The sequence below is a fragment of the Roseobacter sp. EG26 genome, assembly GCF_049830555.1.
GTDB lineage: Bacteria > Pseudomonadota > Alphaproteobacteria > Rhodobacterales > Rhodobacteraceae > Roseobacter.
Window position 1 is genome coordinate 1 of the sequence record NZ_JBNBLH010000007.1, and the last position, 24,622, is coordinate 24,622.

General features: G+C 58.6%; 27 protein-coding genes and 1 pseudogene. 15 read left to right on the forward strand and 13 right to left on the reverse strand.

Going from position 1 to position 24,622, the window contains the following annotated elements; genetic code table 11:
• The 10 genes and pseudogenes from ACOTTU_RS15795 to ACOTTU_RS15840 all read left to right on the forward strand — a co-directional run.
• Positions 1 to 178, forward strand: a pseudogene (locus tag ACOTTU_RS15795) (histidinol dehydrogenase); the annotation flags it as partial.
• A gap of 6 nt (positions 179 to 184) precedes the next feature.
• Positions 185 to 1,189, forward strand: coding sequence for an ester cyclase (locus ACOTTU_RS15800; RefSeq protein WP_425659453.1), 1,005 nt, complete (start codon positions 185 to 187; stop codon positions 1,187 to 1,189).
• The gene (locus ACOTTU_RS15805) at positions 1,186 to 2,235 is read left to right on the forward strand and encodes an ester cyclase (RefSeq protein WP_425659455.1); all 1,050 of its coding nucleotides are present in this window, start codon (positions 1,186 to 1,188) and stop codon (positions 2,233 to 2,235) included. The genes ACOTTU_RS15800 and ACOTTU_RS15805 overlap by 4 nt, the downstream gene beginning before the upstream one ends.
• Complete coding sequence (locus tag ACOTTU_RS15810; protein ID WP_425659457.1) at positions 2,235 to 2,993, forward strand: SDR family NAD(P)-dependent oxidoreductase; 759 nt, start codon at positions 2,235 to 2,237, stop codon at positions 2,991 to 2,993. Before ACOTTU_RS15805 ends, ACOTTU_RS15810 begins: the two co-directional genes overlap by 1 nt.
• A complete protein-coding gene (locus ACOTTU_RS15815; protein ID WP_425659459.1) occupies positions 2,993 to 4,000 on the forward strand; it encodes a LacI family DNA-binding transcriptional regulator in 1,008 nt (335 codons plus the stop codon). The genes ACOTTU_RS15810 and ACOTTU_RS15815 overlap by 1 nt, the downstream gene beginning before the upstream one ends.
• 6 nt (positions 4,001 to 4,006) lie before the next feature.
• Positions 4,007 to 4,975 (forward strand): ester cyclase, encoded by a 969-nt coding sequence (locus ACOTTU_RS15820; RefSeq protein ID WP_425659461.1) that lies wholly within the window; start codon positions 4,007 to 4,009, stop codon positions 4,973 to 4,975.
• A gap of 4 nt (positions 4,976 to 4,979) precedes the next feature.
• A complete protein-coding gene (locus ACOTTU_RS15825) occupies positions 4,980 to 5,609 on the forward strand; it encodes a pyridoxamine 5'-phosphate oxidase family protein (RefSeq protein WP_425659463.1) in 630 nt (209 codons plus the stop codon).
• A complete protein-coding gene (locus ACOTTU_RS15830) occupies positions 5,610 to 6,578 on the forward strand; it encodes a cupin (RefSeq protein ID WP_425659465.1) in 969 nt (322 codons plus the stop codon). It abuts the gene before it with no gap.
• Positions 6,575 to 7,702, forward strand: a complete 1,128-nt coding sequence (locus tag ACOTTU_RS15835) for a cobalamin-independent methionine synthase II family protein (RefSeq protein WP_425659467.1) — start codon at positions 6,575 to 6,577, stop codon at positions 7,700 to 7,702. Before ACOTTU_RS15830 ends, ACOTTU_RS15835 begins: the two co-directional genes overlap by 4 nt.
• Positions 7,702 to 8,397: an RraA family protein gene (locus tag ACOTTU_RS15840; protein ID WP_425659469.1), complete on the forward strand. Its 696-nt coding sequence runs from the start codon at positions 7,702 to 7,704 to the stop codon at positions 8,395 to 8,397. The genes ACOTTU_RS15835 and ACOTTU_RS15840 overlap by 1 nt, the downstream gene beginning before the upstream one ends.
• Positions 8,398 to 8,399: 2 nt before the next feature.
• Here the strand turns inward: ACOTTU_RS15840 and ACOTTU_RS15845 are convergent, their stop codons facing one another.
• The 8 genes from ACOTTU_RS15845 to ACOTTU_RS15880 all read right to left on the reverse strand — a co-directional run bounded on the left by ACOTTU_RS15845 (position 8,400) and on the right by ACOTTU_RS15880 (position 16,768).
• Entirely contained in the window at positions 8,400 to 9,632 is a 1,233-nt protein-coding gene (locus tag ACOTTU_RS15845; protein ID WP_425659471.1) for a mandelate racemase/muconate lactonizing enzyme family protein, read from the reverse strand.
• A 59-nt stretch (positions 9,633 to 9,691) separates the two neighbouring features.
• Positions 9,692 to 10,783 (reverse strand): Zn-dependent alcohol dehydrogenase, encoded by a 1,092-nt coding sequence (locus tag ACOTTU_RS15850; RefSeq protein ID WP_425659473.1) that lies wholly within the window; start codon positions 10,781 to 10,783, stop codon positions 9,692 to 9,694.
• A 105-nt stretch (positions 10,784 to 10,888) separates the two neighbouring features.
• The gene (locus tag ACOTTU_RS15855; protein WP_425659474.1) at positions 10,889 to 12,106 is read right to left on the reverse strand and encodes a TCR/Tet family MFS transporter; all 1,218 of its coding nucleotides are present in this window, start codon (positions 12,104 to 12,106) and stop codon (positions 10,889 to 10,891) included.
• Positions 12,107 to 12,109: 3 nt separating this feature from the next.
• Positions 12,110 to 13,435: a lyase family protein gene (locus tag ACOTTU_RS15860; RefSeq protein ID WP_425659476.1), complete on the reverse strand. Its 1,326-nt coding sequence runs from the start codon at positions 13,433 to 13,435 to the stop codon at positions 12,110 to 12,112.
• A 33-nt stretch (positions 13,436 to 13,468) separates the two neighbouring features.
• Positions 13,469 to 14,257, reverse strand: a complete 789-nt coding sequence (pcaD, locus tag ACOTTU_RS15865) for a 3-oxoadipate enol-lactonase (RefSeq protein ID WP_425659478.1) — start codon at positions 14,255 to 14,257, stop codon at positions 13,469 to 13,471.
• Positions 14,254 to 15,261, reverse strand: coding sequence for a threonine ammonia-lyase (locus ACOTTU_RS15870; protein ID WP_425659479.1), 1,008 nt, complete (start codon positions 15,259 to 15,261; stop codon positions 14,254 to 14,256). Before ACOTTU_RS15870 ends, pcaD begins: the two co-directional genes overlap by 4 nt.
• Positions 15,258 to 16,082 carry an alpha/beta fold hydrolase gene (locus ACOTTU_RS15875; protein ID WP_298914984.1) on the reverse strand — a complete coding sequence of 275 codons (825 nt, stop codon included), beginning with the start codon at positions 16,080 to 16,082 and terminating at the stop codon, positions 15,258 to 15,260. The genes ACOTTU_RS15870 and ACOTTU_RS15875 overlap by 4 nt, the downstream gene beginning before the upstream one ends.
• On the reverse strand, positions 16,082 to 16,768 hold the full coding sequence (locus tag ACOTTU_RS15880) for a haloacid dehalogenase type II (protein WP_425659855.1): 687 nt from the start codon (positions 16,766 to 16,768) through the stop codon (positions 16,082 to 16,084). Before ACOTTU_RS15880 ends, ACOTTU_RS15875 begins: the two co-directional genes overlap by 1 nt.
• 185 nt (positions 16,769 to 16,953) lie before the next feature.
• On the opposite strand from ACOTTU_RS15880, the gene ACOTTU_RS15885 reads away from it, so the two are divergent.
• On the forward strand, positions 16,954 to 17,382 hold the full coding sequence (locus ACOTTU_RS15885) for an FKBP-type peptidyl-prolyl cis-trans isomerase (protein WP_425659482.1): 429 nt from the start codon (positions 16,954 to 16,956) through the stop codon (positions 17,380 to 17,382).
• 13 nt (positions 17,383 to 17,395) lie between these two features.
• Here ACOTTU_RS15885 and ACOTTU_RS15890 read toward each other — a convergent pair whose 3' ends face one another.
• The 4 genes from ACOTTU_RS15890 to fabA form a co-directional block, all read right to left on the reverse strand.
• Positions 17,396 to 17,728, reverse strand: a complete 333-nt coding sequence (locus tag ACOTTU_RS15890; RefSeq protein WP_298914992.1) for a hypothetical protein — start codon at positions 17,726 to 17,728, stop codon at positions 17,396 to 17,398.
• A 65-nt stretch (positions 17,729 to 17,793) separates the two neighbouring features.
• Entirely contained in the window at positions 17,794 to 18,585 is a 792-nt protein-coding gene (locus ACOTTU_RS15895) for an enoyl-ACP reductase FabI (protein WP_425659484.1), read from the reverse strand.
• 10 nt (positions 18,586 to 18,595) lie between these two features.
• Positions 18,596 to 19,825, reverse strand: coding sequence for a beta-ketoacyl-ACP synthase I (gene fabB / locus ACOTTU_RS15900; RefSeq protein ID WP_425659485.1), 1,230 nt, complete (start codon positions 19,823 to 19,825; stop codon positions 18,596 to 18,598).
• A 37-nt stretch (positions 19,826 to 19,862) separates the two neighbouring features.
• Positions 19,863 to 20,372: a bifunctional 3-hydroxydecanoyl-ACP dehydratase/trans-2-decenoyl-ACP isomerase gene (gene fabA, locus ACOTTU_RS15905; protein ID WP_298915003.1), complete on the reverse strand. Its 510-nt coding sequence runs from the start codon at positions 20,370 to 20,372 to the stop codon at positions 19,863 to 19,865.
• Between the two features lie 207 nt (positions 20,373 to 20,579).
• Between fabA and irr the strand changes: the two genes are divergently transcribed.
• Positions 20,580 to 20,999: a Fur family transcriptional regulator Irr gene (gene irr, locus ACOTTU_RS15910; protein ID WP_298915006.1), complete on the forward strand. Its 420-nt coding sequence runs from the start codon at positions 20,580 to 20,582 to the stop codon at positions 20,997 to 20,999.
• Positions 21,000 to 21,228: 229 nt separating this feature from the next.
• Here the strand turns inward: irr and ACOTTU_RS15915 are convergent, their stop codons facing one another.
• Positions 21,229 to 22,098, reverse strand: a complete 870-nt coding sequence (locus tag ACOTTU_RS15915; protein ID WP_425659487.1) for a hypothetical protein — start codon at positions 22,096 to 22,098, stop codon at positions 21,229 to 21,231.
• 112 nt (positions 22,099 to 22,210) lie between these two features.
• On the opposite strand from ACOTTU_RS15915, the gene miaB reads away from it, so the two are divergent.
• From miaB to ACOTTU_RS15930, 3 genes are all read left to right on the forward strand, one after another.
• Entirely contained in the window at positions 22,211 to 23,536 is a 1,326-nt protein-coding gene (gene miaB / locus ACOTTU_RS15920) for a tRNA (N6-isopentenyl adenosine(37)-C2)-methylthiotransferase MiaB (protein ID WP_425659489.1), read from the forward strand.
• Positions 23,537 to 23,742: 206 nt separating this feature from the next.
• Complete coding sequence (locus ACOTTU_RS15925) at positions 23,743 to 24,297, forward strand: OmpA family protein (RefSeq protein WP_425659857.1); 555 nt, start codon at positions 23,743 to 23,745, stop codon at positions 24,295 to 24,297.
• Between the two features lie 12 nt (positions 24,298 to 24,309).
• Positions 24,310 to 24,618, forward strand: coding sequence for a hypothetical protein (locus ACOTTU_RS15930; protein ID WP_298915017.1), 309 nt, complete (start codon positions 24,310 to 24,312; stop codon positions 24,616 to 24,618).
• Positions 24,619 to 24,622 lie beyond the last annotated feature (4 nt).

Here is a 24,622-nt window from a genome sequence, read left to right on the forward strand (position 1 = left end):
CTATCAGAAGGTTCTCACCGATGAGGCGGCCGCAGAAATCGGGGCTTATGGCTCGCGTCTGTGCATGCTGGAAGGCTTTGTCGGTCATGCGGAGCAGTGCAATCTGCGTGTGCGACGCTATGGCGGGGTTAATGTTCCCTATGGCACCGGCGCACCGGTGCAGGAAGCGGCGGAGTAATCCTGCATGGACGCCAATCAGCGCAACAAGGACAAGGCGCTGGCGCTTTGGACGGCGCTCGACACCGATCCTGACAGCGCGCGTGCGCTTTTGCCAGCGCTCACCCGTTGGCAAGCGCCGGAACCCATCGGGGTGCAACCCGATGCGGAGGCGGTGATTTCCCGGTTTTTCGCCCCGTTGCGCGCCGCGATCCCTGATCTGAAACGGGACGTGCATATTTTCATGGGCGGTGCCTCCGAGGCGCATGAGACCGGTGCCGAAGATGGCGCGTGGTGGGTCGCTGGCACCGGGTACTACACCGGGCGGGCAACGGCATCGGCCTTCGGTATCCCGGCAACACAGACCGATTTGCGGATCAGATGGGGTGAATTCCTGCGTTTTGACGATGCGGGCGAGATTACCCATGCGCAGACGATCTGGGATTTCGTCGACTGGTGCGACCAGATTGGCATGCCGGTGCTGCCCAAACCGCGCGGGGCATTGCATGTTTTCCCGGCGGCGACGGCCTATGACGCGGTGCTTACAGGGGCCCAAAGCGATGTCGCAACCCGCGAGACACTTGATTTCGGGCGGAATTTCATCTTTGGCGGTCTCAACCGCTACGACGAAAATGACCTTGGCAGCATGGGGATGGCCCGGTTTTTTCACCCGAATGTCAAATGGTACGGCCCCGGCGGCATCGGGGCGTGCCTGTCCTTGCGCGAGTTCGAAACCCTGCATCAAAATCCCTGGTTAATCGCCTTTCCCGACCGCAAGGTGATGCATCTGGAAAGCCTGTTTGCAGAGGATCGTCTGTTGGCCGCCTCTGGTCCCAAAGGGGTCATCGGGACGCACAGCGGGACTTATCTGGGTCATCCGGCAACGGGCAATCCCATCGAGGTTTCGGGCCTGGATTTCTGGTTGCGCACCGGTGGAAAATTCACCGAAAACTGGGTCTTTGTGGACATGGTGCATCTCTTTGCGCAGATGGGTGTCGATCTCTTTACCCGCCTCGAAAGATCCGCCGCATGACGGATTTGCCCACATACCACAAAGAGCTGATCGCCCCCTTTCGCGCTGCACTTTATGATTTTGATATCAAGGCATTGCGCAGAACGCTGCAGGATATTTCCGCGCCGGATGCAATGTTTCGCCTGTCCTTCCCATTTGAGACCATGCAGGGCGTTGACGCCTTCGTCGACACGGCCTTTGTCCCCTTGCAGCGGGCACTTCCCGACCTTGAACGGCGGGATTTCATTGTGATGGCCGGGGCCACGCCGGAGGGTCATCAATGGGTTGGCTGCGGCGGGTATTATTGCAGCACGTTTCACAGGCCCTGGCGCGACATTCCGGCGACAGGGCATATCGTCCACATGCGGTTTCACGAGTTCTTCCGCTTTGTTGAGGGGCAGCTCGTTGAAATGCAGGCGATCTGGGACATTCCCGAGGTGATGATGCAGGCAAATGCCTGGCCGATGACGCCATCGCTGGGGCGCGAATGGCATATACCTGCGCCCGCCAGTAATGATGGCATCATTTCCGGCCCGCATGATCCAGCGGCGGGTATGGCAACATGCCAGCAAATCATCGATGCGTTGAATTATCTCAAGAAACACCCTTCCGAGGGCGGGCCGGAGGTCATGGAAATGGACCGTTTCTGGCACTCCAAACTGATGTGGTACGGGCCTTCGGGCATTGGCAGTGGTCGCGGCATCGAAGGGTTTCGAAACTGGCACCAGATCCCCTTCCTCAAGGCGATGCCGGATCGGGGGCAATATGTGGACGAGATCGAATACCACTTCTTTGGGGAGGCAAATTACGCCGCTGTCACCGGCTGGCCAAACATGTATCAATCTATCACTCAAGAAGGCTGGCTAGGCATCGCGCCGACGGGGCAGAAGATTGAAATGCGTTCTCTGGATTTCTGGCGCGTGGAAAACGGGTTGATCCGTGAAAACTGGGTATTGGTTGATCTGTTGCAGATGTATGATCAGATTGGGGTCGATGTTTTTGCGCGTCTACGCGAGTTCAACAAGGCCCGCGCGGGATTTGACCCTGAAACAGGAGTGGCCCTCTGATGGATTTGCCGAGAACGCCAAAGTTTGACCTGACCGGTCAACGCGCGCTGGTGACCGGAGCGTCGTCTGGCATCGGGCTGGGCTGTGCCGCGGCCATGGCGGAAGCAGGGGCCCATGTCGTGTGCGCCGCGCGGCGGTTGGACGTGCTGCAAGCCTCGGTCGATGCTATGGCCGCGCAAGGCTGGTCCGTCGAAGCCCTGCCGCTTGATCAGACAGATGTGGCCGCTTTGCCCGCTGTCTTTGACGCGCCCTTCGACATTGTGGTCAATTCTGCCGGGCTGGCACGTCATTCACCCGCCTTGGAGACCACGCCCGATGATTTTGACGCGGTGATGAATGTCAATTTGCGGGGGGCGTATTTTCTGTCCGCCGAGGCGGCAAAAGCTCTGATGTCGGCCGGAAAACGCGGCTCGATCATCCATATTTCCAGTCAGATGGGTCATGTGGGCGGTGTGGACCGCGCGGTTTACTGCGCGTCCAAACATGCGCTGGAAGGCATGGTCAAATCGATGGCAATCGAATGGGGCAAATCAGGCATCCGGATCAATACGATCTGCCCCACGTTCATTCGCACGCCACTGTCGGCAGTGACACTCGACAACCCCGAACGCCTTGCCTGGATCATGGACAAGATCAAACTGCCCCGCGTGGGCGAGATTGAAGACATCATGGGGGCGGCCCTCTTTCTGGCCTCAGATGCCTCGGCCATGGTCACCGGCACCTCTATGATGATTGATGGCGGGTGGACAGCAGGCTGATGGGTAAAGTGACCTCTCTGGAAGTGGCCGAAAAAGCCGGCGTCAGCCGATCCGCTGTCAGCAGGGTTTTCACACCCGGTGCTTCCGTCAGCAAGGGGACCGCGGAAAAGGTGCGCAAGGCGGCGGCGCAACTGGGCTACAGGCCCAATGTGATCGCGCGCTCGCTGATCACCGGGCGCAGTCGCATCATCGGTCTGGTCGCGGCCTATCTGGAAAACCAGTTCTACCCGGAAGCGATTGAACGCTTGTCCAAAGCGTTGCAGGCCGAGGGTTACCACGTTCTGGTTTTCATGGCATCGAACGATCATGACGCCACACAATCGGTGATTGACGAGCTATTGGATTATCAGGTCGATGCGATCATCGCCGCCTCGGTGGGTCTTTCGAACGATCTGACCAAACGCTGTGAGGGCCTGGGCATTCCCATCGTTCTGTTCAACCGTCACCAATATGATGATCGCCTCACTAGTGTGACATCAGACAATTTGGCGGGGGGCCGAAAACTGGCGGATTTTCTGATTGCGGGCGGACATACCCGCATCGCGCATATCGCGGGCTGGGAGGATGCATCCACGCAAATTGACCGTGAAAAGGGGTTTGTTGCCGGTCTGGCGGCAGCAGGCATGAAGCTCTTTGCGCGCGGTGTCGGCAATTTCAACTTTGAGACCGCGCAGGCGGCGGCCCGCGAAATGTTTGCGACCGAAGACCGTCCGGACGCTGTATTTGTGGCGAATGATCACATGGCTTTTGCCGTGATGGATGTGCTGCGATACGAGTTGGGCCTGCGCATACCGCAGGATGTGTCGGTTGTGGGGTACGATGATGTGACCCTGTCGCACTGGCCCAGTTACGATCTGACAACCGTGCGCCAACCGGCCAATCGCATGGTCGCAGCAACGGTTGAGGCACTGCTCGCCCGCCTTACCGAAGCAGATGATGCGCCTCGGCGGATCGCGCTGGATGGCCCCTTGATTATCCGCGGCTCCGCCCGCAAACCTGAGGAATAAACGCTCATGAAAGGCTTCGATCCGAAGTTCAAGGACTTTCCCGATTACATCATCGGGATCACCCGGGAAATCTGGGAGGATCGCGGCATTGCGACCCTGCACCAGTATTATTCAGACGATATCGTGGTGCGCTCACCTGCTTCCGTAGTCATTGGCAATCAGAATGTGATTGGTGCGACCATGGCCACTTTGGCGGAATTTCCCGACAGAACCTTGCTGGGGGAGGATGTGATCTGGTCAGGGACACCTGAAGAGGGGATGTTATCCTCGCACCGGTTGCTGAGCACGGCAACACATGCCCATGATGGCGTTTACGGCAAGGCGACCGGCAAGAAGCTGACTTACCGCATTCTGGCGGACTGTCATGCCATCAACAACCAGATCAACGATGAATGGCTGATCCGCGATCAGGGGGCGATTGTCCGGCAACTGGGATGGGAGCCCAAGGCATATGCCGCCGATCTGATCGCGCGGGAAGGAGGGGCGGAGGCTTGCGTCAAACCGCTGAGCCCGGCAACGGATCAACCCGGGCCCTATAAGGGCCGGGGCAATGACAACCCCTGGGGTGCAAAGTACGCCGACATCCTGACGCGGATCATGGGTGCGGATATGGCAGCCGTCGGGGCCGAATATGATCGCGCCGCCCATCTGGAATACCCCGGCGGCATGACCGGACACAGCCACGGCGATGCCGATCAGTTCTGGATGGGGCTGCGCGCCTCTTTCCCTGACGCGCAGTTCCGGATTGACCATCAGATTGGCCGCGACGATGCGATGATGCCGCCGCGCGCTGCCCTGCGCTGGTCGTTGCATGGCAAACATTCAGGCTGGGGGCGGTTTGGCGCGCCCACAGGAGCCGAGGTCTATTTGCTGGGCATCAGCCACGCGGAATTCGGCCCCTGGGGGTTGCGCCGGGAATACGTCATATTCGATGAAACAACGATCTGGAAACAGATCCTGCTGCACACCGGGTGACGTGATGGAACCTTTCGGATCCCTCATGTTCACGCCTGCCGTCCAAGCGGAGCAGGAAGCGCGTGGATCACGTGACGCCAATGCGCGTATGGTGGCGCGGGGCGCCCCTGACGGGTTGGGCGACGATGAAATCGCGTTTCTGACCTCGCGCACGTCAATCTACGTTGCCACGGTTTCGGAGACAGGCTGGCCTTATGTCCAGCATCGCGGTGGGCCACGCGGATTTCTCAAGGTGCTGGATGCGCAAACCATCGGCTTTGCGGATTATCGTGGCAACAGACAATATGTGAGCACGGGCAATCTGAAAAACGACGACCGCGTGTCCCTTTTTGCCACGGATTATCCGCGAAAAACGCGCTTGAAACTGATCGGTCACGCGACCCTGGTTGATGCGACGGCCGCGCCCGACCTTGCGCAAGCACTGGCCAGCGATGAACAGGGCAAGGTCGAGCGCCTCATGACCATCAGGATTGCGGCATTCGACTGGAATTGCCCGCAATTTATCACTCCCCGATTTGATACAGCTGAGATCGCGGCGCTTGTCGCGCCCGAACTTGAACGGCTCGAATCCGAAAATGCGCGTCTTGCCAATGAGCTGGCCAGCCTGCGCGAAACCCTGAAGAAAGATAGCTGAATGACCCCCGCCGAAATGGAAACCCGCATCGTTCGCTATGGCGATCTGAAGCCCTGCAAGACCGCGTTCATTGACGCGCACACGCCCGGCAGCGACCAGAAGGAAAATTTCACCATCATCGGCGGTGGCGTCTCTGAAAGCCCTGATCAGCATGTTCACATATCAATCCCGCACGGGTTCAACATCGGTGCCGCGGGCCAGCCGCCGAAGTGTCGCAACTCCCTGCACAGCCACCGAACGGCGGAGGTGTTTTTTGTCCTCAAGGGGCGTTGGCGGTTTTTCTGGGGCCGTTGGGGCGATGCCGGCGAAGTCATTCTGGACGAAGGGGATATTTTCAACCTCCCCACGGGTATATTTCGCGGGTTTGAAAACATCGGCAATGACTACGGGATGATCATGGCCATCCTTGGCGGTGATGATGCGGGTGGTGGTGTGATCTGGGCACCGCAGGTAATCGAGGATGCTGCCGAACACGGGCTGGTTCTGTCTGAAGAAGGCAAGCTCTACGACACCAAACAGGGCCAGTCTCTGCCATCCGGTGTGAAGGCGATGCCGGTGCTTTCGGAGGCGGAACTGGCCCGCTATCCCGAATCTGCCACAGCCGATGTTATCCCCAATCATGTGGCGCGGTACTGGGACATGGTGGCCCTGGCAGACAAGACTCCGGCCCGTGTGATTGGGGCTGACGCCATGTTGCGTGATAAACCGGGGTTCGAGGTGTCACTGATGACACGCGCCTCGGCGTCGGCAGACATGCACCAGCATGATCGTGCCTCGGTCCTGATGCCGGTTACCGGCCATTGGAAGGTCGCCTGGGAAGGAGGGGCTGCAACACTGGCACCCGGCGACACAATGTCGGTTCCTGAAAACCTGATGCACAACGCGGTGCCTTCCATGACCGGTGAGGCCGCGCTTTATCACATCCTCGGCACCGATGATCCGGCTGGTCCCACATGGAGCGCGCCATGACAGTTCTCACCACACATGTCGGCAGCCTGCCGCGCACGCAGAAGGTCGTGGATTTCATTTTCGCCCGTGAACGTGAGGAACCTTATGATCCGGCGGCCTTCGATGCGGCGATGACGCAAGCGGTCTCGCAAACGGTTGCCAAACAGGTCGCAGCGGGCGTGGATATTGTCAGCGATGGCGAGACTTCAAAGATTTCCTATGCCACCTATGTCAAGGATCGCTACACAGGGTTTTCGGGCGACAGCCCGCGTAACGCACCGGCGGACCTAAAGAGATTCCCCAGCTTTCTCAAACGCTTGGCGGCAGATGGTGGCACACCGCAATACGCGCGACCCATGTGCACCGGGCAGGTCAGATCCAAGGGGCAGGGGGAGTTGCAAAAGGATATCGACAATCTGAAGGCGGCCATGTCCGAGCATGGCGCGACACATGGTTTCATGAACGCGGCCTCGCCCGGTGTCATTTCGCTTTTCCTGCAAAATGATTTTTACAAGACGCGGGAGGCCTATCTTGCGGCCCTCGCCGATGCGATGCGCGAAGAATATCAGACCATTGTTGCCGCCGGGCTCGACGTGCAGCTTGATTGCCCCGATCTGGCGCTTTCGCGACACATGCTTTTCAATGATCTGAGTGATGCGGAATTTCTCAAGATCGCCGCCGCTCATGTGGAAGCCCTGAACCACGCGTTGCAGGATGTGCCCGAGGACCGCGTGCGCATTCACATTTGCTGGGGCAATTACGAGGGTCCCCATGTCTGCGATATTGGCATGGATAAAGTCTTTGACGTGCTGATGTCCGCCAAGGCCCGCTATGTGCTCTTTGAGACTTCAAATCCGCGCCATGCGCATGAATGGACCGTGTTCCGGGATCGCAAATCGGACATTCCGGATCACAAGGTGCTGGTGCCGGGCGTTGTCGATACGACAACCAACTTTGTGGAGCACCCTGAACTTGTGGCCCAAAGGATCGAACGGTTCACGTCGATTGTGGGCGAGGATCGCGTGATTGCCGGGTCGGATTGCGGTTTTGGCACATTTGCGGGATTTGGTTCTGTCGATCCGGAGATTGCCTTTGCGAAACTCGGCGCTCTCTCGGAGGGCGCAAAACTGGCGGGGGAACGATGATGGACGACGCACTTCTGGAACTGTTGCGCCGCGTCGATACGCCCACGGTCTGCAACGCGATCGAAGTGGCCGAGGGCAAGCGCGGGTTCAATGCGTTCACCCGTGGCACCATGCTGTGTTCGGCGCCCGAAGCCCCGGCGATTGTGGGTCACGCCCGTACGGCGCGCATTCAGGCGGTCACGCCGCCACAGGAGCCGACCGAGGTCATCAAGACCCGCCGCATGGCCTACTATAAATACATGTCCGAGGGGCCACGCCCGGGCGTGGCGGTTATACAGGATATGGATGTACCGGGTGCCATCGGAGCCTATTGGGGCGAGGTTAACACCAATATTCACAAGGCTTTTGGGCTCTCGGGCGCGGTAACAGACGGTGTCATGCGTGATCTGGGTGATATGCCCGGAGGGTTTTCGGTGGTGGCCGGTTCCATCGGCCCCAGCCACGGGTTTGTACATGTGATCGACTTTGATCAGCCGGTTGATATTTTTGGCATGACGGTCACACCGGGGGCATTGGTACATGCTGACCGGCACGGTGCTGTGGTGATCCCCGAAGCGGTTGTCCCGCATCTTGGCGAGGCCATCGCAACGCTGATGCGCTCCGAAAAGATCGTCTTTGACGCGGTCAAGGGAAAGCAGATCACATTTGAAGACTTCGAAGCGGTCTGGGCGGCGTTTGAGGCGGCCCGGACCTGATCTCAGGGTTTTGGTGCCGGGGCACCGCCCTCAAAAGCATTGCCGTTCACATAGTCACAGGGCTCTTCGCGCATTTCTAAGTGCAGCCCGCTGCCGGTGTAGGGATGCGCGCGTGCCAGATCTTCGTCAACGTCAATGCCGAGGCCCGGCGCTTGCGGCGGAGTAATGAAGCCGTTCTCCACCTGGATGCTGCTCTTGATCAGCGCGTCGTGAAAGGGCGTTTCGATGGTCTCGGCCATCAGCAAATTGGGGATTGAGGCGGCCAGATGAATATTGGCGGCCCATTCGATGGGTCCGGCATAAAGATGCGGTGCCATCTGGGCGTTGTGGACTTCCGCCATGGCCGCGACCTTCTTCATCTCCCAGATGCCGCCCGCGCGCCCCAAGGCGGGTTGCAGGATCGTTGCGGCACCGGCGCGCAGCACAGCGGCAAATTCGGCCTTGGTTGTCAGTCTTTCACCGGTCGCCACGGGAATGCGCACGCTGCGGGCGACCTTGGCCATTTCCTCAACCGCATCGGGCGGCACGGGCTCTTCGAACCAGAGGGGTGAAAAGGGCTCCAGCGCTTGCCCCAGCCGGATCGCACCTGCGGTGGTGAATTGGCCATGTGTGCCGAAAAGCAGGTCAGCCCTGTCGCCGACAGCCGTTCGGATCGCTTTGCAAAAGGCGACGGATTGGGAGATATCGCTCATGGCGGGCATGTGGCCGCCCCGCAGCGTATAGGGGCCTGCCGGGTCGAATTTGACGGCTGTGTAGCCCTTGGCGAGCATGGCCGAGGCACTTTCAGCTGCCATCTCCGGGGATGTCCAGAAATCAGTCATGTCGTGTTCGGGTTGCGGGTAGAGATATGTGTAGGCGCGGATGCGGTCATTCATCAGCCCACCCAAAAGCGCCCAGACCGGTCGGTTGCGGGCTTTGCCGAGAATGTCCCAGCAGGCGATTTCCAGACCCGAAAATGCGCCCATCACCGTGAGATCGGGGCGCTGGGTGAAACCGGATGAATAGGCGCGGCGAAACATCTTTTCGATATTTTCGGGGTTTTCACCGGCCATGTGACGGGCATAGATATCCTCTATCACCGCGCGCATCGCCTCTGGTCCGACGGAGGAGGCGTAGCATTCGCCCCAGCCGACAATGCCGTCATCTGTCGTGAGTTTGACCAAAATCCAGTAGCGTCCACCCCAGCCGGGTGCAGGCGGGGCGGTGACAATAATGTCGAGATCGGCGAGTTTCATGCGCGTTTCCTTTGAGCGGGCGGTGGCCTGAAGCCCACCTTACGGGGCGGGCTCACCAGTTATCTGTCAAAGACAATGACATTGCGGCGTGCGGATCCGGATTTGGTATCAGCAATCGCCTCGTTGATCTGCTCCAGTCGCCAGCGTCCAGAGATCAACTCGTCCAGTTTCAGCCGCCCCTGCGCATATAGATCAACCATCCAGGGAATGTCGCGCTGGATCACCACGTCCCCCATTTTCGAGCCCACCATGCCTTGGCCCACAGCCGCCAGAATGACCGGCTCATAGCTCGATTGTGCACCGGAATGAGGCATGCCGACCATGATGACCTTTCCCCCCGTGCCCAGATAGCGCGGTGCCTGATCGTAGGCTGGAATGGCACCAACCGTCACAATGACGGCATCTGCGCCGCGCCCGCCCAAGGCATCAAAAGCCGCTTTCCAGGGTTTGTCCTGCGTTGCCAGCACGCCGTCAGTTGCGCCGAATTCTTTCGCAATCTCAAGCTTTTCAGCGCTCATATCTACCGCCACGATACGGCGCGCACCAGCGATGCGGGCCCCTTGAATCGCGTTGAGGCCAACGCCGCCGGCACCGATGACAACCACATCCTGCCCCGCCCGTAACTGGGCTGCATTCACCACGGCCCCAACGCCGGTAATCACACCGCAGGCAATCAGGGATGCGGCATCTTTGGGAATGTTGTCGCCGATCCGCACCACCTGGTTTTGATCCACGACGACCTTTTCAGCGAAGCCTCCAGTAGCCATCGCCTGATGCAGTTTACCGCCCTCAGCCGTCTTGATCGGTCCGTGATCGCCGTCATAAGGCGTATCACAAAGCGTTGGTTTGCCGCCCGCACAATTACCGCAGGTGCCGCAGGCGCGGATCAGGGTGACGACCACGCTGTCACCCTCCTTGAGACCGCGCACGGCATCGCCGGTTTTGCTGACAACTCCCGCCGCTTCGTGTCCGTAGACAGCCGGCAGCGAACCTCCCCAGGCCCCTTCAGCGTAGGAGATATCCGAATGGCAGATGGCTACCGCATCCAGCGTTACTTCGACTTCGCCTAATTTGGGCGGCCGCAGCTGGATATCCTCGATTTCAAGTGGGGCGCCAAAGGCCCGACAGACGGCAGCTTTTATGGTTTGCATGAGGCGGCTGACTTTCCTTTGAGCGCGGGCGCGGTTGAACATTGCGACGAACCTGCCCCTATGCCGATGCGCGTGCAAGCATCATCACGACACCAGATGTCGCTGTTATTCCGTATTCATTGCGGTCCTTTGTTTTGGCCAGAAGGTCACAAAGACGCATAATCCCAATGCGATAAGCGCCGCCGAGAGCAGGAAAGGAGCGCCGGGCAGGTAAAGCGGTGCGGTGCTTGATGTGAAACTGGCGAAGACGCTGGTCATCATCATGGGCGACAGAATCATCGCCAGTGCGCTGGCGGAGGTCAGTGCCCCTTGTAGCTCGCCCTGTGCATCCTTGCCGACGGCTTTGGACATGATCCCTTGCAGTGCCGGGGTGATGACTGCTGCCAGGGCGGCCAGCGGCGTCAGGATCAGAGCAACCGTGCCATTGGCGACAAATGCAAGCGCCATAAATGCTGCGATATCAAAGAGATGTCCGTAAAGAACGGTGCCTCTTTCGCCAAGTACACGTAAAACAAACCGGATCATGCCGCCTTGGACGATGGCCAGCATGATCCCGAAAAGCGCGAGGCTCAGGCCAATTGTGGAGGGATCCCATCCAAATCGTTCCTTGCCGAAATACGACCAGATTGCCGGGTAGACGATGAAAGCGACCTGATACAGGAAGTAGACCAGAAGCAGGGGCCGCAGGCCGGGCAGTTTACCCAACTGGCGAATGCTGCCCCATGGATTGGCGCGCGACCATCGAAAGGGGCGGCGAATCGCGTCTGTGACCGTTTCGCGCAGGATGAAGTAGCCAAAAATCGCGTTGATGGCGGCGAGTGCCGCGGCGGCGTAGAAGGGGGCTCTGGTGCCGTATTCGCCAAGTAATCCTCCCAGCAATGGTCCAAGGACAAAACCAACGCCAAAGGCGGCACCGACCAGTCCAAAATTTGCCGCGCGATCTTCGGGGCCGGAGATATCGGCCATATAGGCGTTGGCCGTTGATTGCGTGGCCGCGGTAATGCCGCCGATCACGCGCCCTAACAGTAGAATGAAAATGCTGCCCGCCACCGCCATTACCAGATAGTCAAATGTCATGACGACGAGCGAGAGCAGCAGCACAGGTCTGCGGCCAAACCGGTCCGACAAGCCGCCGATAATCGGACCAAAGACGAATTGCATCAGCGCAAAGGTGGTGGAGAGCACGCCGCCCCAAAGCGCGGCCTTGCTCAGTCCGGTACCCTGAACCTCCTGTATCAGATCCGGCATGACGGGAACGATCAGACCAATCCCCATCGCATCCAGCATGACGGTGATGAGGATGAAAAGAACCGCGGGGCGCATCACTCAGAGCGCCCGAACCCGCTCGGCGAACCGGAGCGCGTCCGCTGGTGCTTGACCAAGTTGCGCGTCGGGCTGGAAAAGAGATTTGGGCAAGTCGGGGTGCTTCGCCAGGGCAAGTTCGGCAAGCGTCTTTCCCGTGCGGGTCACTTCGGCACAAAGCGCCCTGACTTCGTTTTTTGCGGCGGGACGCGGCATTTTCGCGCATAATGCAAAACTGAGCGTTTCGGCGTGGATCAACCCAAGGCCGCTTTGCAGCGATGACGCCATGTTTTGGGCGTTGGGTTGAAGCGTACCCGATAGCGCAGATGCTTGTTGAAGTGCCGCCGCGCAGGTCAGCGCAATCTGCGGTATCACCATCCATTCAGTGAACCAGCAAGCCCCATCACGCTGAAATTGATGTGACGTGGCCTTCTGCAAACCCGCTGTCAGACCCCCCATCTGATAGGAAAGCGCTGTCAGTACGGAAGGCCCAACTGGGTTTTGTTTCTGCGGCATTGTCGAAGACGCACCGGTCTCGCCCAGGGAGACCTCTTGTAACTCTGTTGCAGCCATTCCGGTCAGGGTTTGCCCCATACTTCCCAGTTGCGCCGTGACCTGCGTCATCCAACCCGCGATTCGCAATAGCGGGCCGCGATCCGTATGCCAGGAGCGGCCCGGATCCTGCAGCCCCAGACCATCGGCAAGGGCGGTTCGGAGTGCCGGTGGACACTCACCCAAGGCAGAAGCGGTCCCAGTTGCGCCTGACAAAGAGACCCACAGGCTCTGTTTGCGCACCTCGGGCAGAGCGTCCAGCGCGTCCAGCAATGGCGCGCCCCAGGCAGCAACAACGGCGCCCCAGCTTGTAGGCGTCGCCTGCTGCCCATAGGTGCGTGCGGCCATCGGCAAGTCGGCAAAGGCTTCTGCCTGACGACCGAGGTTTTCAAGGACCCTGCGCAACTCAGCCTCGGCCAGGGTCAGTGCCTGACGTAAGCGCAGCATCAACCCGGTGTCTATGATATCCTGCGACGTTGCTCCCCAATGCAGATATCGGGCGTGTTCGGGCGCATTCATTTCCGCCTGAAAGGCCGCCACCAGCCCCGGGACGGACACGCCGTTTTCACCGGTGGCTTTCGCCAGCGCGCCTGGGTCAATTTGTATTTCGAGCGTGGCACGATGAATGGCGGCGGCACTGATCTCAGGGATCAAACCAAGCTCACCCTGCGCCTTTGCCAATGCCCCTTCAACCAACAACATCGCGCGTATGCTGGCACTGTCAGAAAAGAGCCGCCCGGTTTCGCCAGTGGGGAAAAGTTGAGAAAAGAGAGGGCTGTCAAAAACGCTTGCAGCCATGTTCAGAGAAATCCGGGCAATTGGTCGGCGACGTCAGACATGACCGACCTCTCTGAGAAATCTCGTCAGGATCGCGCCATATTCCTCGGGCTGTTCCACGCAAGGCAAATGGCCCGCCTTTCGAATGATGTGAAACTGACTCCCGGGGATCAGATCCACGGTTTCTCTCACAAGATCGGGTGGTGTGGAACCGTCTTCAGCGCCTGCAATGCCGAGCGTTGGCAGGCGAAGACTGGCTGTGGTGGTGTAGAAATCTGTCCCTGAAATGGCCGCAGAGCATCCTATGTAGCCTACGTCCTCCTGCCGCGTCAGCATGTTGCGCCAAAGCTCAAGCGCTGGCGTCGCACGGAAACTCCTGGAAAACCAGCGCTCCATCACAGCATCGGCGAGCCTTTCAATGCCGCCTTCTTCGACATCTCGAATGCGTTCTGACCAGATATCCGGCGTCCCGATTTTGGCAGCGGTATTCGACAGCACCATCGCCCGGATCACGTCCAATCGTTTGACGGCCAGCCCCTGGGCGATCATTCCACCGATGGAAAGGCCCACAAAGACGCACTCCCGGACATCAAGATGATCGAGCAGTCTTTCTGCATCGGTAACCAGCGCGCCCATGGAATAGGGGTGGGGTGGACAACTTGAAAGACCATGGCCGCGTTTGTCGTAGCGGATGATGCGAATACCTTCGGGCAAGTAGGGTAGGACCGGGTCCCACAGCCTCAGATCGGTGCCCAGCGAGTTTGCGAACACGACCGTTGCGCCATCATCTGGCCCATCCACGCGGTAGTGCAACCGCACGTCACCTAGATCGAGCATATTCATGCAGCGCTTTCCCTTTTTTGCTGCGAGGTCGGAGTGTCAAGCGCAAGCGCGCGCGCAAAGACGTCGTTGTCAACATTGCCACCCGAGATCGTGACGATAACATCATCGCCTTCGATCTCATGGCCGTGAAAAAGAGCGGCTGCCAGTGCCACCGCGCCGCCCGGTTCGGCCACGACCTTGAGCCGGTTGAACGCAAGGGCGACGGCGCGCAAGGCATCCTCTTCGCTGACGACAAGACCCGGGCCAGCCAATCGTGCCAATATCGGAAATGTCAGGACGCCCGGTTGCGGAGTGATAATCGCGTCGCACAGGCTGCCCGATTGGGTTGCGTTTCGTTCGATCCGCCCTGATCGGAGCGAGCGCGCGACATCATCGAACCCTTCCGGTTCTGCCGGACGCATGCGCAGCCCCGGAGCCTCTGCCTCAAGTGCAAGGGCAATGCCCGACGAAAAGCCACCGCCACCGCAACAGACGATAACGTCTGCCTTGGAAATGCCTTGCTCAGCGGCCTGTTGGGCAATCTCCAGCCCGGCGGTCCCTTGCCCGGCGATAACCTGCGGTTCGTCAAAGGGTCTGATCAGGGTCAGGCCACGCTGCGCTGAAAGCTTATCTCCCAAGGCATCCCGGTCCTCCCCGGCGGCCCGGTCATAGAGCACAACCTCCGCTCCTAGGGCTTTGGTATTGTCAATTTTCACGCGCGGGGCGTCTTGGGGCATGATGATGACTGCGCTGACACCATGCGCCCGGGCCGCCAGGGCCACTCCCTGCGCGTGATTGCCGCTGGAAAAGGCAATGACGCCGCGCGCGCGCGCGTCTTCGGGAAGGGCTGACACCGCAGACCACGCGCCGCGAAATTTGAAACTGCCGGTGTGCTGCAGACATTCCGCCTTTACCCAGACCCGGCGTCCAGCGATCTCGTCCAGAAAGGGGGAAGACAGCAGTGGTGTCCTGCGGGCATGCCCTTCAAGACGCTGTGCCGCTGCTCTGATCATTTCTATGTTCATGGCAATGCCTCAATCCAGGTTTGTAGTGCGGCGACGGACTCGGGTTCATCCAGAAATGGAATATGCCCTCTGCCCGGGACGGTCACACTGATCATATCAGGACGTCTGCGCCCCATTTCGAGAAACGTTTCGGCGCTCAACAGATTGGAGTTCTCCCCCCTTATACACGCCAATGGCAGCCCTTCCAAAGCATCGAAATAGGGCCAAAGGTCGGGGGCCGCCTGTGCGCCCAGTGCCTCGACCGCGTTGCGCAATTTTGGATCGTAGGTGATCTCCAACCCATCATCTGTTTCGCGAAAATGCTTGTAGGCTTCCTCAAGCCACCGGTTTTGCGGAACATCGATGAAGCCCGGCGAATTTTGCGCCAGAATATGCGCTGCGTCGGCATGGGTTTTAGCCGATGGATTGCGTCCCAAGTAGCCGGAGATGAACTTTAGTCCCTCCGCTTCGATCACCGGGCCAATGTCGTTCAGCGCCACGCCGGTTAACCGGTCCTTGGCTCCCATCGCAAGGCCCATGGCGTTCAGACCCCCGCGGGACGTTCCGATGATCGCGGTTTTTTCGACTTGCAGATGGTCCAGCAGTTCCAACGCATCGCGGCACTCAACCGGCAGAGCGTAGTTTTGCCAGTTCTGATCCCAATCGGAATATCCGCGTCCGCGGTAATCCATTTTGATCAGCCGCAGGTTTCGAAGATGTGGCGTGACATAGTCGAAATCTGCGGTTGTGCGGGTCAACCCTGCTAGGCAGAGCACCGGACGCCCTTCGCCTTCGTCAGTATAGTGAAGCCACAACCCGTCTGATGCTTTGAATCGCGCCACTAGAGACCTGCCAATCGTGGGATGCCAGAGAGGTCATCAAGGATGTGATGTGGTGTCCAGGGCAAGCGGTCCACCGGATCGCCCCCCCGATTAACCCAGGCGGTGGTAAAACCATAACCGGTCGCACAACCCGCATCCCACCCATTGGAGGAAACGAACAGAACTTCTTCTTTGGCGCAGCCAAATCGTTTTTCGACAAGGTCGTAAACCCGCCAATTGGGTTTGAAAACGCCAACCGCCTCGACCGAGAGCGTATCGTCCAGAACATCAGCAATGCCAGCGGAGGTTACGGCACCCTGCAACATATCGGGCGAGCCGTTGGACAGGATTGCTGTCTGTAATCCGCCTGCTTTCAGACTGTGCAACATGGCAGGCACTTCCGCGTAGCTTTCCAGCTCCCAGTAGAGCGCCAGCAATCTTTCGCGTAAAGCCGCATCGCCGTGCAGACCGGTCTTTTCCAGCGCCCAATCCAGCCCGTCCTGCGTGACTTTCCAGAAATCGTCATGGGCGCCCGCCACGGCGCGCAGCCATGTGTATTGTAGCTGCTTCAGGCGCCAATGTTCCGCCAGCGCGGGCCAGGTGTCTGATAGTTGCGCGAAATCGGGTTCAGCCGCTGCCTGTCTTGCCGCCGCTGCCACGTCAAACAATGTGCCGTAAGCGTCAAAAACGCAGGTCGTTACTGGCATGGTGATACCCTCTCCGGCAGTCTCTTGTCTCAGAGTGTCACGGCTCTGCCCGACCGAAAAGTCCCAAATGCAGAATTTCGGGTTTACTCGCTGGGCCAACATGGGCAATTTGTTCACATCTTCAGGAGAACCCGTGCAGACACGCGGCCTCCGCCATTCTTTCCCAGAACATGATCGGAATTTTGATGACCCAAGTTAAATCGGGAGACACCGTCGCCATTCATTACACAGGGACGTTGCTGGACGGCACCACCTTCGACAGTTCGGATGGGCGCGACCCGCTTGAATTCGTGGTCGGCTCGGGCCAGATTATTCCCGGGCTGGATGTGGCCTTGCCGGGAATGGAAGTTGGCGACAAGAAAACTGTCGATATCCCTTGTGCCGAGGCCTATGGCCCCTTGAATCCGGAGATGCGTCAGGCGGTGCCACGGGAGGGTATTCCGGCGGATATCAAGCTTGATATCGGCACGCAGTTGCAGATGCAGACACCTGACGGGCAGGCCATGGCGGTTATGATTGTGGACGTTGATGAGGCGACCGTGACGCTGGACGCAAATCATCCGCTCGCAGGCAAGGACCTCAAATTCGACATTGAGTTGATTTCCATCAGCTGATCGCGCTGTGCGGCTAGCTGTCGTCTCCCGGACGGTTGACGGGTGTGCGGGCGATTGGCAGCCCCGCGATCTTTGCGTTAAGCTCAGCCGCCTTTTGAACAGCGGCGTCTTGCAACTCACGCGCTTCGTCGGTGGGGAATTCACCCTGCATCAGGGCATTGATGATCGGTTTGGATGTCTCCAGGCCGGCTTGTAGCTTGGGTTGCAGAACCGGATCGGACCACATGGCCGCTGAAAAAGTGGCGGCAGTTACCGGCATCAACAGCCAGGCGAAGAGGCGCGCGCGGCTTGCGCGCCGGATATAGCGAGCTTGTCGCAGGGTACGGGAATCAGCACGTTGAAACATGAAATGAGCGTACAAATCGAATATGGCATCAGTGGGGCGTTATCGCCGGCCCCTTGCTTCAAATGCTAGATGTTTTCGCCCTGTGGCATGCCGAGCACGTGATAGCCACCATCAACGCGAATGATCTCGCCGGTTGTGCAGGCTCCTGCGTCGGAGGCCAGATAAACGGCCGTCCCGCCAACGGCCTCCAGGGTTGCATTGGCGCGCAAGGGTGCGTTCTGATCCGTGTGTTTGAGCGTTTTTCGCGCGCCGCCAATGGCTGCACCCGCGAGCGTTTTCATCGGCCCGGGTGAGATCGCATTGACGCGAATGCCATCGGGACCCAGATCATTGGCCAGGTATCGGGTGGTACTTTCCAACGCAGCCTTGGCCACGCCCATGACGTTGTAATTTGGCACAACCGTGTTGCTGCCCTGGTAGGTCAGCGTCAGCAAGGTGCCGCCATTCTCGACCATCAAAGGATGCGCCCGGCGCGCGACCTCGATGAAAGAATAAGCGCTGATGTCCATGGTCTGTTTGAAATTGGCGCGACTTGTGTTGAGGAACCGGCCCGTCAACTCGTTCTTGTCTGAAAAAGCGATGGCGTGCACGACAAAGTCGATTGTCGGCCAGCGCGCCCCCAGTTTCTCGAAAGCGCCGTCGAGGGAGGCGTCATCGGTCACATCGACGTCGACCATGAAATCCGAACCGACCGAAGCTGCGAGGGGCGCGAGCCGGGACCCAAAGGCGTCACCCTGATAGGTGAACGCCAGCTCTGCGCCCGCCTCGGCCATGGCTTTGGCAATGCCCCAAGCGATGGAGCGTTCATTGGCCACCCCCATGACAAGGCCGCGTTTTCCGTTCAGTAGACCAGACATATGTGCTCTCTTACCCCTGATACTTGGACAGGATCATGGACCCGTTGGTGCCACCAAAACCGAAAGAGTTGGTCATCACGGAATCGAGCCCGGCATTTTCGACAAGTGCCGTGGCAATCTCATCAGCCTGGAACGCCGGGTCCAGGGTCTCAACATTGATCGAAGGCGCGATGAAATCTTCCTTCAGCATCAGCAGGCAGTAGATCGCTTCCTGCGCGCCCGCAGCCCCCTGGCTGTGCCCGGTCATCGATTTGGTCGAACTGACAGGCGGCTGGTTCATGCCCTCAAAGGCGCGGCGCACGGCTTCGATTTCCGGCTGATCACCGGCAGGAGTGCTGGTGCCATGCGCGTTGATATAGCTGACACTGCGGCCCGCTGGTAACGTCTCAAGGGCGATCTGCATAGCGCGACCGCCGCCTTCGCCAGAGGGTGCCACCATGTCGTGGCCGTCCGATGTGGCCGCATAGCCGGTCACTTCAGCGTAGATATCTGCCCCCCGTGCAAGCGCGTGATCCAGATCTTCCAGCACGACAATCCCGCCGCCGCCGGAGATCACGAACCCGTCCCTGTTGGCGTCAAAGGCGCGGCTCGCTTTGTCCGGCGCATCGTTATACTTGCTGCTCATCGCGCCCATCGCGTCGAAAAGGCAGGAGAGCGTCCAGTCGAGCTCTTCGCCGCCACCGGCAAACATCACATCCTGCTTGCCAAGCATGATCTGTTCGGCTGCGTTGCCGATGCAGTGCAGTGAGGTCGAGCAGGCCGAAGTGATCGAATAATTGATGCCCTTGATCTTATAGGCCGTGCTGAGGTTGGCGCTGACCGTCGAGGACATGCATTTCGGCACCGCAAAAGGGCCAATACGTTTGGTTGCACCGGTATCTTTGACGACGTTGTGCGCGGTCAGCATGGCACTGGTGGAGGGACCGCCAGAGCCTGCCACCAGACCGGTGCGCGGGTGGGAAACCACCTCTTCGCCCAGCCCGGCATCCTCAATCGCCTGGGCCATTGCGATGTAGGCATAGGCAGCGCCTGGTCCCATGAACCGCAATGTGCGTTTGTCGATATGCTCTGATACGTTGATCTTGAGCGTGCCGGCGACCCGGCTGCGGAACCCATGTTCTGCCATCTCTGGGCTGGCGACGATGCCGCTCTTGCCCGCTTTGAGAGAGGCCAGAACCTCTCCGGCATTGTTCCCGATGGATGAGACGATCCCCAATCCTGTCACGACGACGCGGCGCATGGCGCTCTCCTTCATTCCTTCGATGCGTGTTCAGGCGTCAGCTTTCTGACAGCGCGACCTTCATGTCAGTCACCTGATAGATGGTTTCGCCGTCTGCTTCCACACGGCCATTGGCAACCCCCATTGTCAAGCGCCGGGTCTGTATGGCTTTCGTAAAATCAACGTAATAGGTCAGCATCTTGCGATCGGGACGGACCATACCGGTCAGTTTCACTTCACCGACCCCCAGCGCGTAGCCGCGCCCCTGCCAGCCGCGCCAGCCTAGGTTGAAACCCGTAAGCTGCCAGAGCCCATCAAGCCCCAGGCAGCCGGGCATGATCGGATTGCCCGGAAAGTGGCACTCAAAAAACCATAGATCGGGCTGGATATCGAACTCTGCGACAACATGTCCTTTGCCGTGCTCTCCGCCGTCGCCAGAGATATCGGTAATCCGATCCATCATCAGCATCGGGGGTTCGGGGAGTTGGGCGTTGCCGGGCCCGAAAAGCTCGCCGCGGGCGCATTTTAGCAGGTCATCTTTGTCGAAATTTGTCGGGTATTGGGCCATTCTGGCGCGTCTCCTGCTGGGCAAGTCTTGTTATTCAAACCCCTCTAGCACCCGGTTCGGGAACTCTGCAAGAGTAACGGACCCGCAGAGGTGTCAGGAATTCTTAAGAAAACTTCGTGACAACGGCTATTGGAAATCGCCGGAATCCGATTGAAAACACACCTGTGTATCCCTTATATAGCGAATGTAAGGACACAAGAGGCTGTCATGACGAGTGCGCAACATAACGTAGGGACATCATGGCTCGCGAAAGCGGGGCTCAGGCCAACACGGCAGAGGGTCACCCTGGCGGCGCTTCTGATCGGTGATGGGCAGCATCGGCACGTGACGGCAGAAAGCCTGTTCGAAGCTGCCAAGTCGCATGGCGAAGCGGTTTCACTGGCCACGGTCTATAATACGCTTCGAGCATTCTGTGACGTTGGTCTGATGCAGGAAGTCACGGTGGATGGATCGAAAAGCTATTTCGATACCAATACCCACGATCATCCGCATTTCTACTGGGAAGATGACGCAACCCTGACCGATGCCCCATCGGAAGAGTTGGTGATTGCGCGACTGCCCGACGCACCGGAAGGTGCCGAGATTGCATCGGTTGACGTGGTCATCCGTCTGCGCCGTAAATCCTGAATTTCAGAGAGCGGGGCGTTCTCGCCTGCTTTGTCAGTCATTCGGGCGGGGCGAACCCAGGCGTTCCGAAAGTACCCTGACATAGCGTCACAAACGGATCGAAGCCGCGATACCATTCCCGTTAAACTCCGATTTCAGGGGGGCCGAGCCCGCGCGAGGATTGGCTTTCTGTTTGGTTCCACAGAATGGCCCGGAATTCATTTTCGGGCTTATGGCCGCGTCTGACGCGTCAGAACCATTGGCCGGGTTCCATCAACCCCAGATCAAGTAATTGTCGGGAGTGCCATTCAAAGGGCGCTGAATTGTGCCATTTGAAAGTCGGAATTTCATGGGTGCTGCCCGGGTTGCTCTTGAGTGCCTTTGCGGTGCGGAACGAGCAGATCGTTGCGGTGATATTGTGATGCCAGGGGCAGGCGTATGTGTTGTATTCTTCATCCGAGAAAGTGTGATCCTCACGCAAGGCCAGTCCCGGTTTGGCTCGAAAAATAGCGATCCTGTCAATCTTGCGCCGCGCGTGGGGAATATGCTCTTCGAAGCGCCAGCGCAGCCCGCCGTAAAAGTCTAGCTGCCGGTCTTTTGGATCATAGTTACGCTGCGCATCTTTTCGCGCCAACGCATAATAACCTGAGCGGTCCAGATGCGCCCGGTCGAGTGACACCGCATCTGGATGGTGTGACAGGTCGTCTGAATAAAGGTCGATCACGTAAGTGAGCATGGCATCGCGGCGTTCTTCGGAATGAAATGCCAGCAACTCGCCGATGCTGCGTGTCTCGCAGAAGGGGAAAAACAAATATTCGGCGTTGTAGCAGTAAAACATCCACTGCCCGGCCGCCAGCGCGGCCAATCGACTGACCGCCTCTTCGACGGCGTTCTCGACCGTGGCATCGTAATCAATGCGGTGCACCAAGGTGTCCAGATCGTCGGGCAGGTCAAACATCTCAGGCATAAACGCGATCACCGTGGCAAAGCCAATCTGAAGATGATGTCGGAGCGTCGTGGCCACTTCGACATCATCTTCGACGAAGATCAGCGCAACGGGGCCCCGGGTCAGCGTGGCGGCGCCGCTTTTCTGAAAATCTTTCAGGCTGGTATAGTGCATAGAGGGCTCCGAAAGCGATCATTGCCCAGAATCAGTTAAATTGACGTGCATTGCAAGCCATTGCCTGTGCTGATAGGCACCGCGCCAACCCCTTATGATCCGGATCCGACCCATGGCAGAGCCCAAAAAGCTATTCATCAAAACATACGGCTGTCAGATGAATGTCTACGACAGTGAGCGGATGGCTGAATCCCTCGGTGGGCGGGGCTATGTGGAGACTAAAGACGCCGAAGAAGCGGATATGATCCTGCTCAACACCTGCCATATTCGCGAAAAAGCCGCCGAAAAGGTATATTCCGAACTGGGGCGGCTGAAGGCGCTGAAAACCGCCAAACCTGATCTGAAGATCGGCGTGGCAGGATGTGTGGCCCAGGCGGAGGGCGAAGAGATCATGCGCCGCCAACCGGCCGTCGATCTCGTCGTCGGGCCACAGTCCTATCATCGTTTGCCCGAAATGGAGGCGCAGGTCCGCTCTGGTGAGAAATCGCTCGATACCGATTTCCCTCAGGAGGATAAATTCGCCGCCTTGAAGAGCCGCCCCAAGGCCGCGCGGGCCCCTTCAGCGTTCTTGACCGTACAGGAGGGCTGCGACAAATTCTGCGCTTTTTGTGTGGTTCCCTACACCCGGGGTGCTGAAACCAGCCGTCCGGTGGCGCGAATTCTTGAAGAGGCTCGCGAATTAGTGGACCGGGGCGTGCGTGAAATCACCTTGCTGGGCCAGAATGTGAATGCCTTCCACGGTGCAGGAGAGGATGGTTCGGAAAAAACCCTCGCCGATCTGATCTGGAAATTGAACGAGATCAACGGGCTGGCACGCATCCGGTTTACGACATCCCACCCCAACGACATGACCGATGACCTGATCGATGCGCATGGGGCTTGTGAAAAACTCATGCCCTATCTGCATCTGCCCGTCCAATCGGGGTCGGATCGCATCCTCAAGCGCATGAACCGCAGTCACACCGCTGAAAGCTATCTGCGGGTCATTGAACGCATTCGTGCCGCGCGCCCCGACATCCTGATGTCCGGCGATTTTATCGTGGGGTTTCCGGAAGAGACCGAAGAAGATTTTCAGGCGACACTCGCGCTGATCGAAGCGGTGAAATACGGCTATGCCTATTCCTTCAAATACTCCACCCGTCCCGGCACGCCCGCTGCCGAACGGCCACAGGTGGACCCGAACGAAGCGGATGAACGGCTGCAACGCATTCAGGCGCTGATTACCGATCAGCAGCAGCAAATACAAAATGAGATGGTGGGGCGTGACTTGTCTGTCCTGGTCGAAAAAACGGGGCGCAATCCGGGGCAGATGGTGGGGAAATCCGAGTACCTGCATGCGGTGCATATCGACAACTCCGATGCGCAGATCGGTGACATCGTTCCGGTGAGAATCACTGAGGCCAAGCGAAATTCTTTGGCAGCATTGCGGCGAAAATAAGGGTTAACTTTGCACAGAATGGCAGAAATCTGCAGGCTGAGACTTCAGTAGTGCTTGAGCAGAGACAATAAATGCCTAGGCTTGCAGCAAATATCATTAGATTTTAGACATCTGGTTGTTATTTTTTTCCGCAATCCGTTCCGGTCTGCGGTGACTTGTTCGAGTGCTAAAGCGAGGTAGAGGCCTTGGGGTTTAATTTTTTCGGCATGGGGCGTCCGCTTGCCTGTTTTGTGATCAGCGGCGTGGTTGCGGTAGCTGGCAGCATAAGTGCTGCTCAGGAAAACTCGCAGGGGGGGCTGGACCGGGGCCAATATATACCCAATATCTGGGTTGATCCGGACGGTTGCGAGCATTGGGTTATGGATGATGGCGCCGAAGGTTTCATGACACCGCATGTTACGCGAGACGGCCTGCCGGTCTGCCGCGAGGGCAATGTTTGCGGCGTTTTGAACGCGGACCCGTTTTTTGCCAGCGGCAGCCCGAGCATCAGCGCCAGCGGGCGCGACAGCCTGATCGAATTTTTTGCGACAACCAAGGCGCGCTCATATGTGATCACCGGCCATACCGACAGCCAGGGGTCAGATGCAGCGAACATGCAGTTGTCTCTTGCGCGGGCCAATACCGTCGCGGGTATCGCCCGATCGCAGGGGGCGTCTATCTCTGATATCCGCGGGTATGGGGAACGTCAGCCCAAAGCATCAAATCAAACCGCATCCGGCAGAGCACAGAATCGCCGCGTTGAAATCACATGTATTCGGTAGGGAGGGCTCACAATGAAATTCTCTAAAGCAGTTTTTTTCACAGCCTTCTCTCTGGCGCTTGCCGGCTGTGGCGAATTAGGTGCCAGCAAGGGTGCGGATGATGGCTTTGACGCCAAAGATCTGTCAGAACTGAAGGCCGGTATCTGGGTGGATCCAAACGGCTGTGATCACTGGATCATCGACGACGGGCTCGAAGGTTATCTTTCCGCCCGACTGGACCGGAAAACCGGAAAACCGGTCTGCTCGGGAATCGCTGCTCCGACGCAAACGACGGGCAATTTCAAAGGCGGTGCCACAACGATTATCGGCGACATCTTCTGATTCA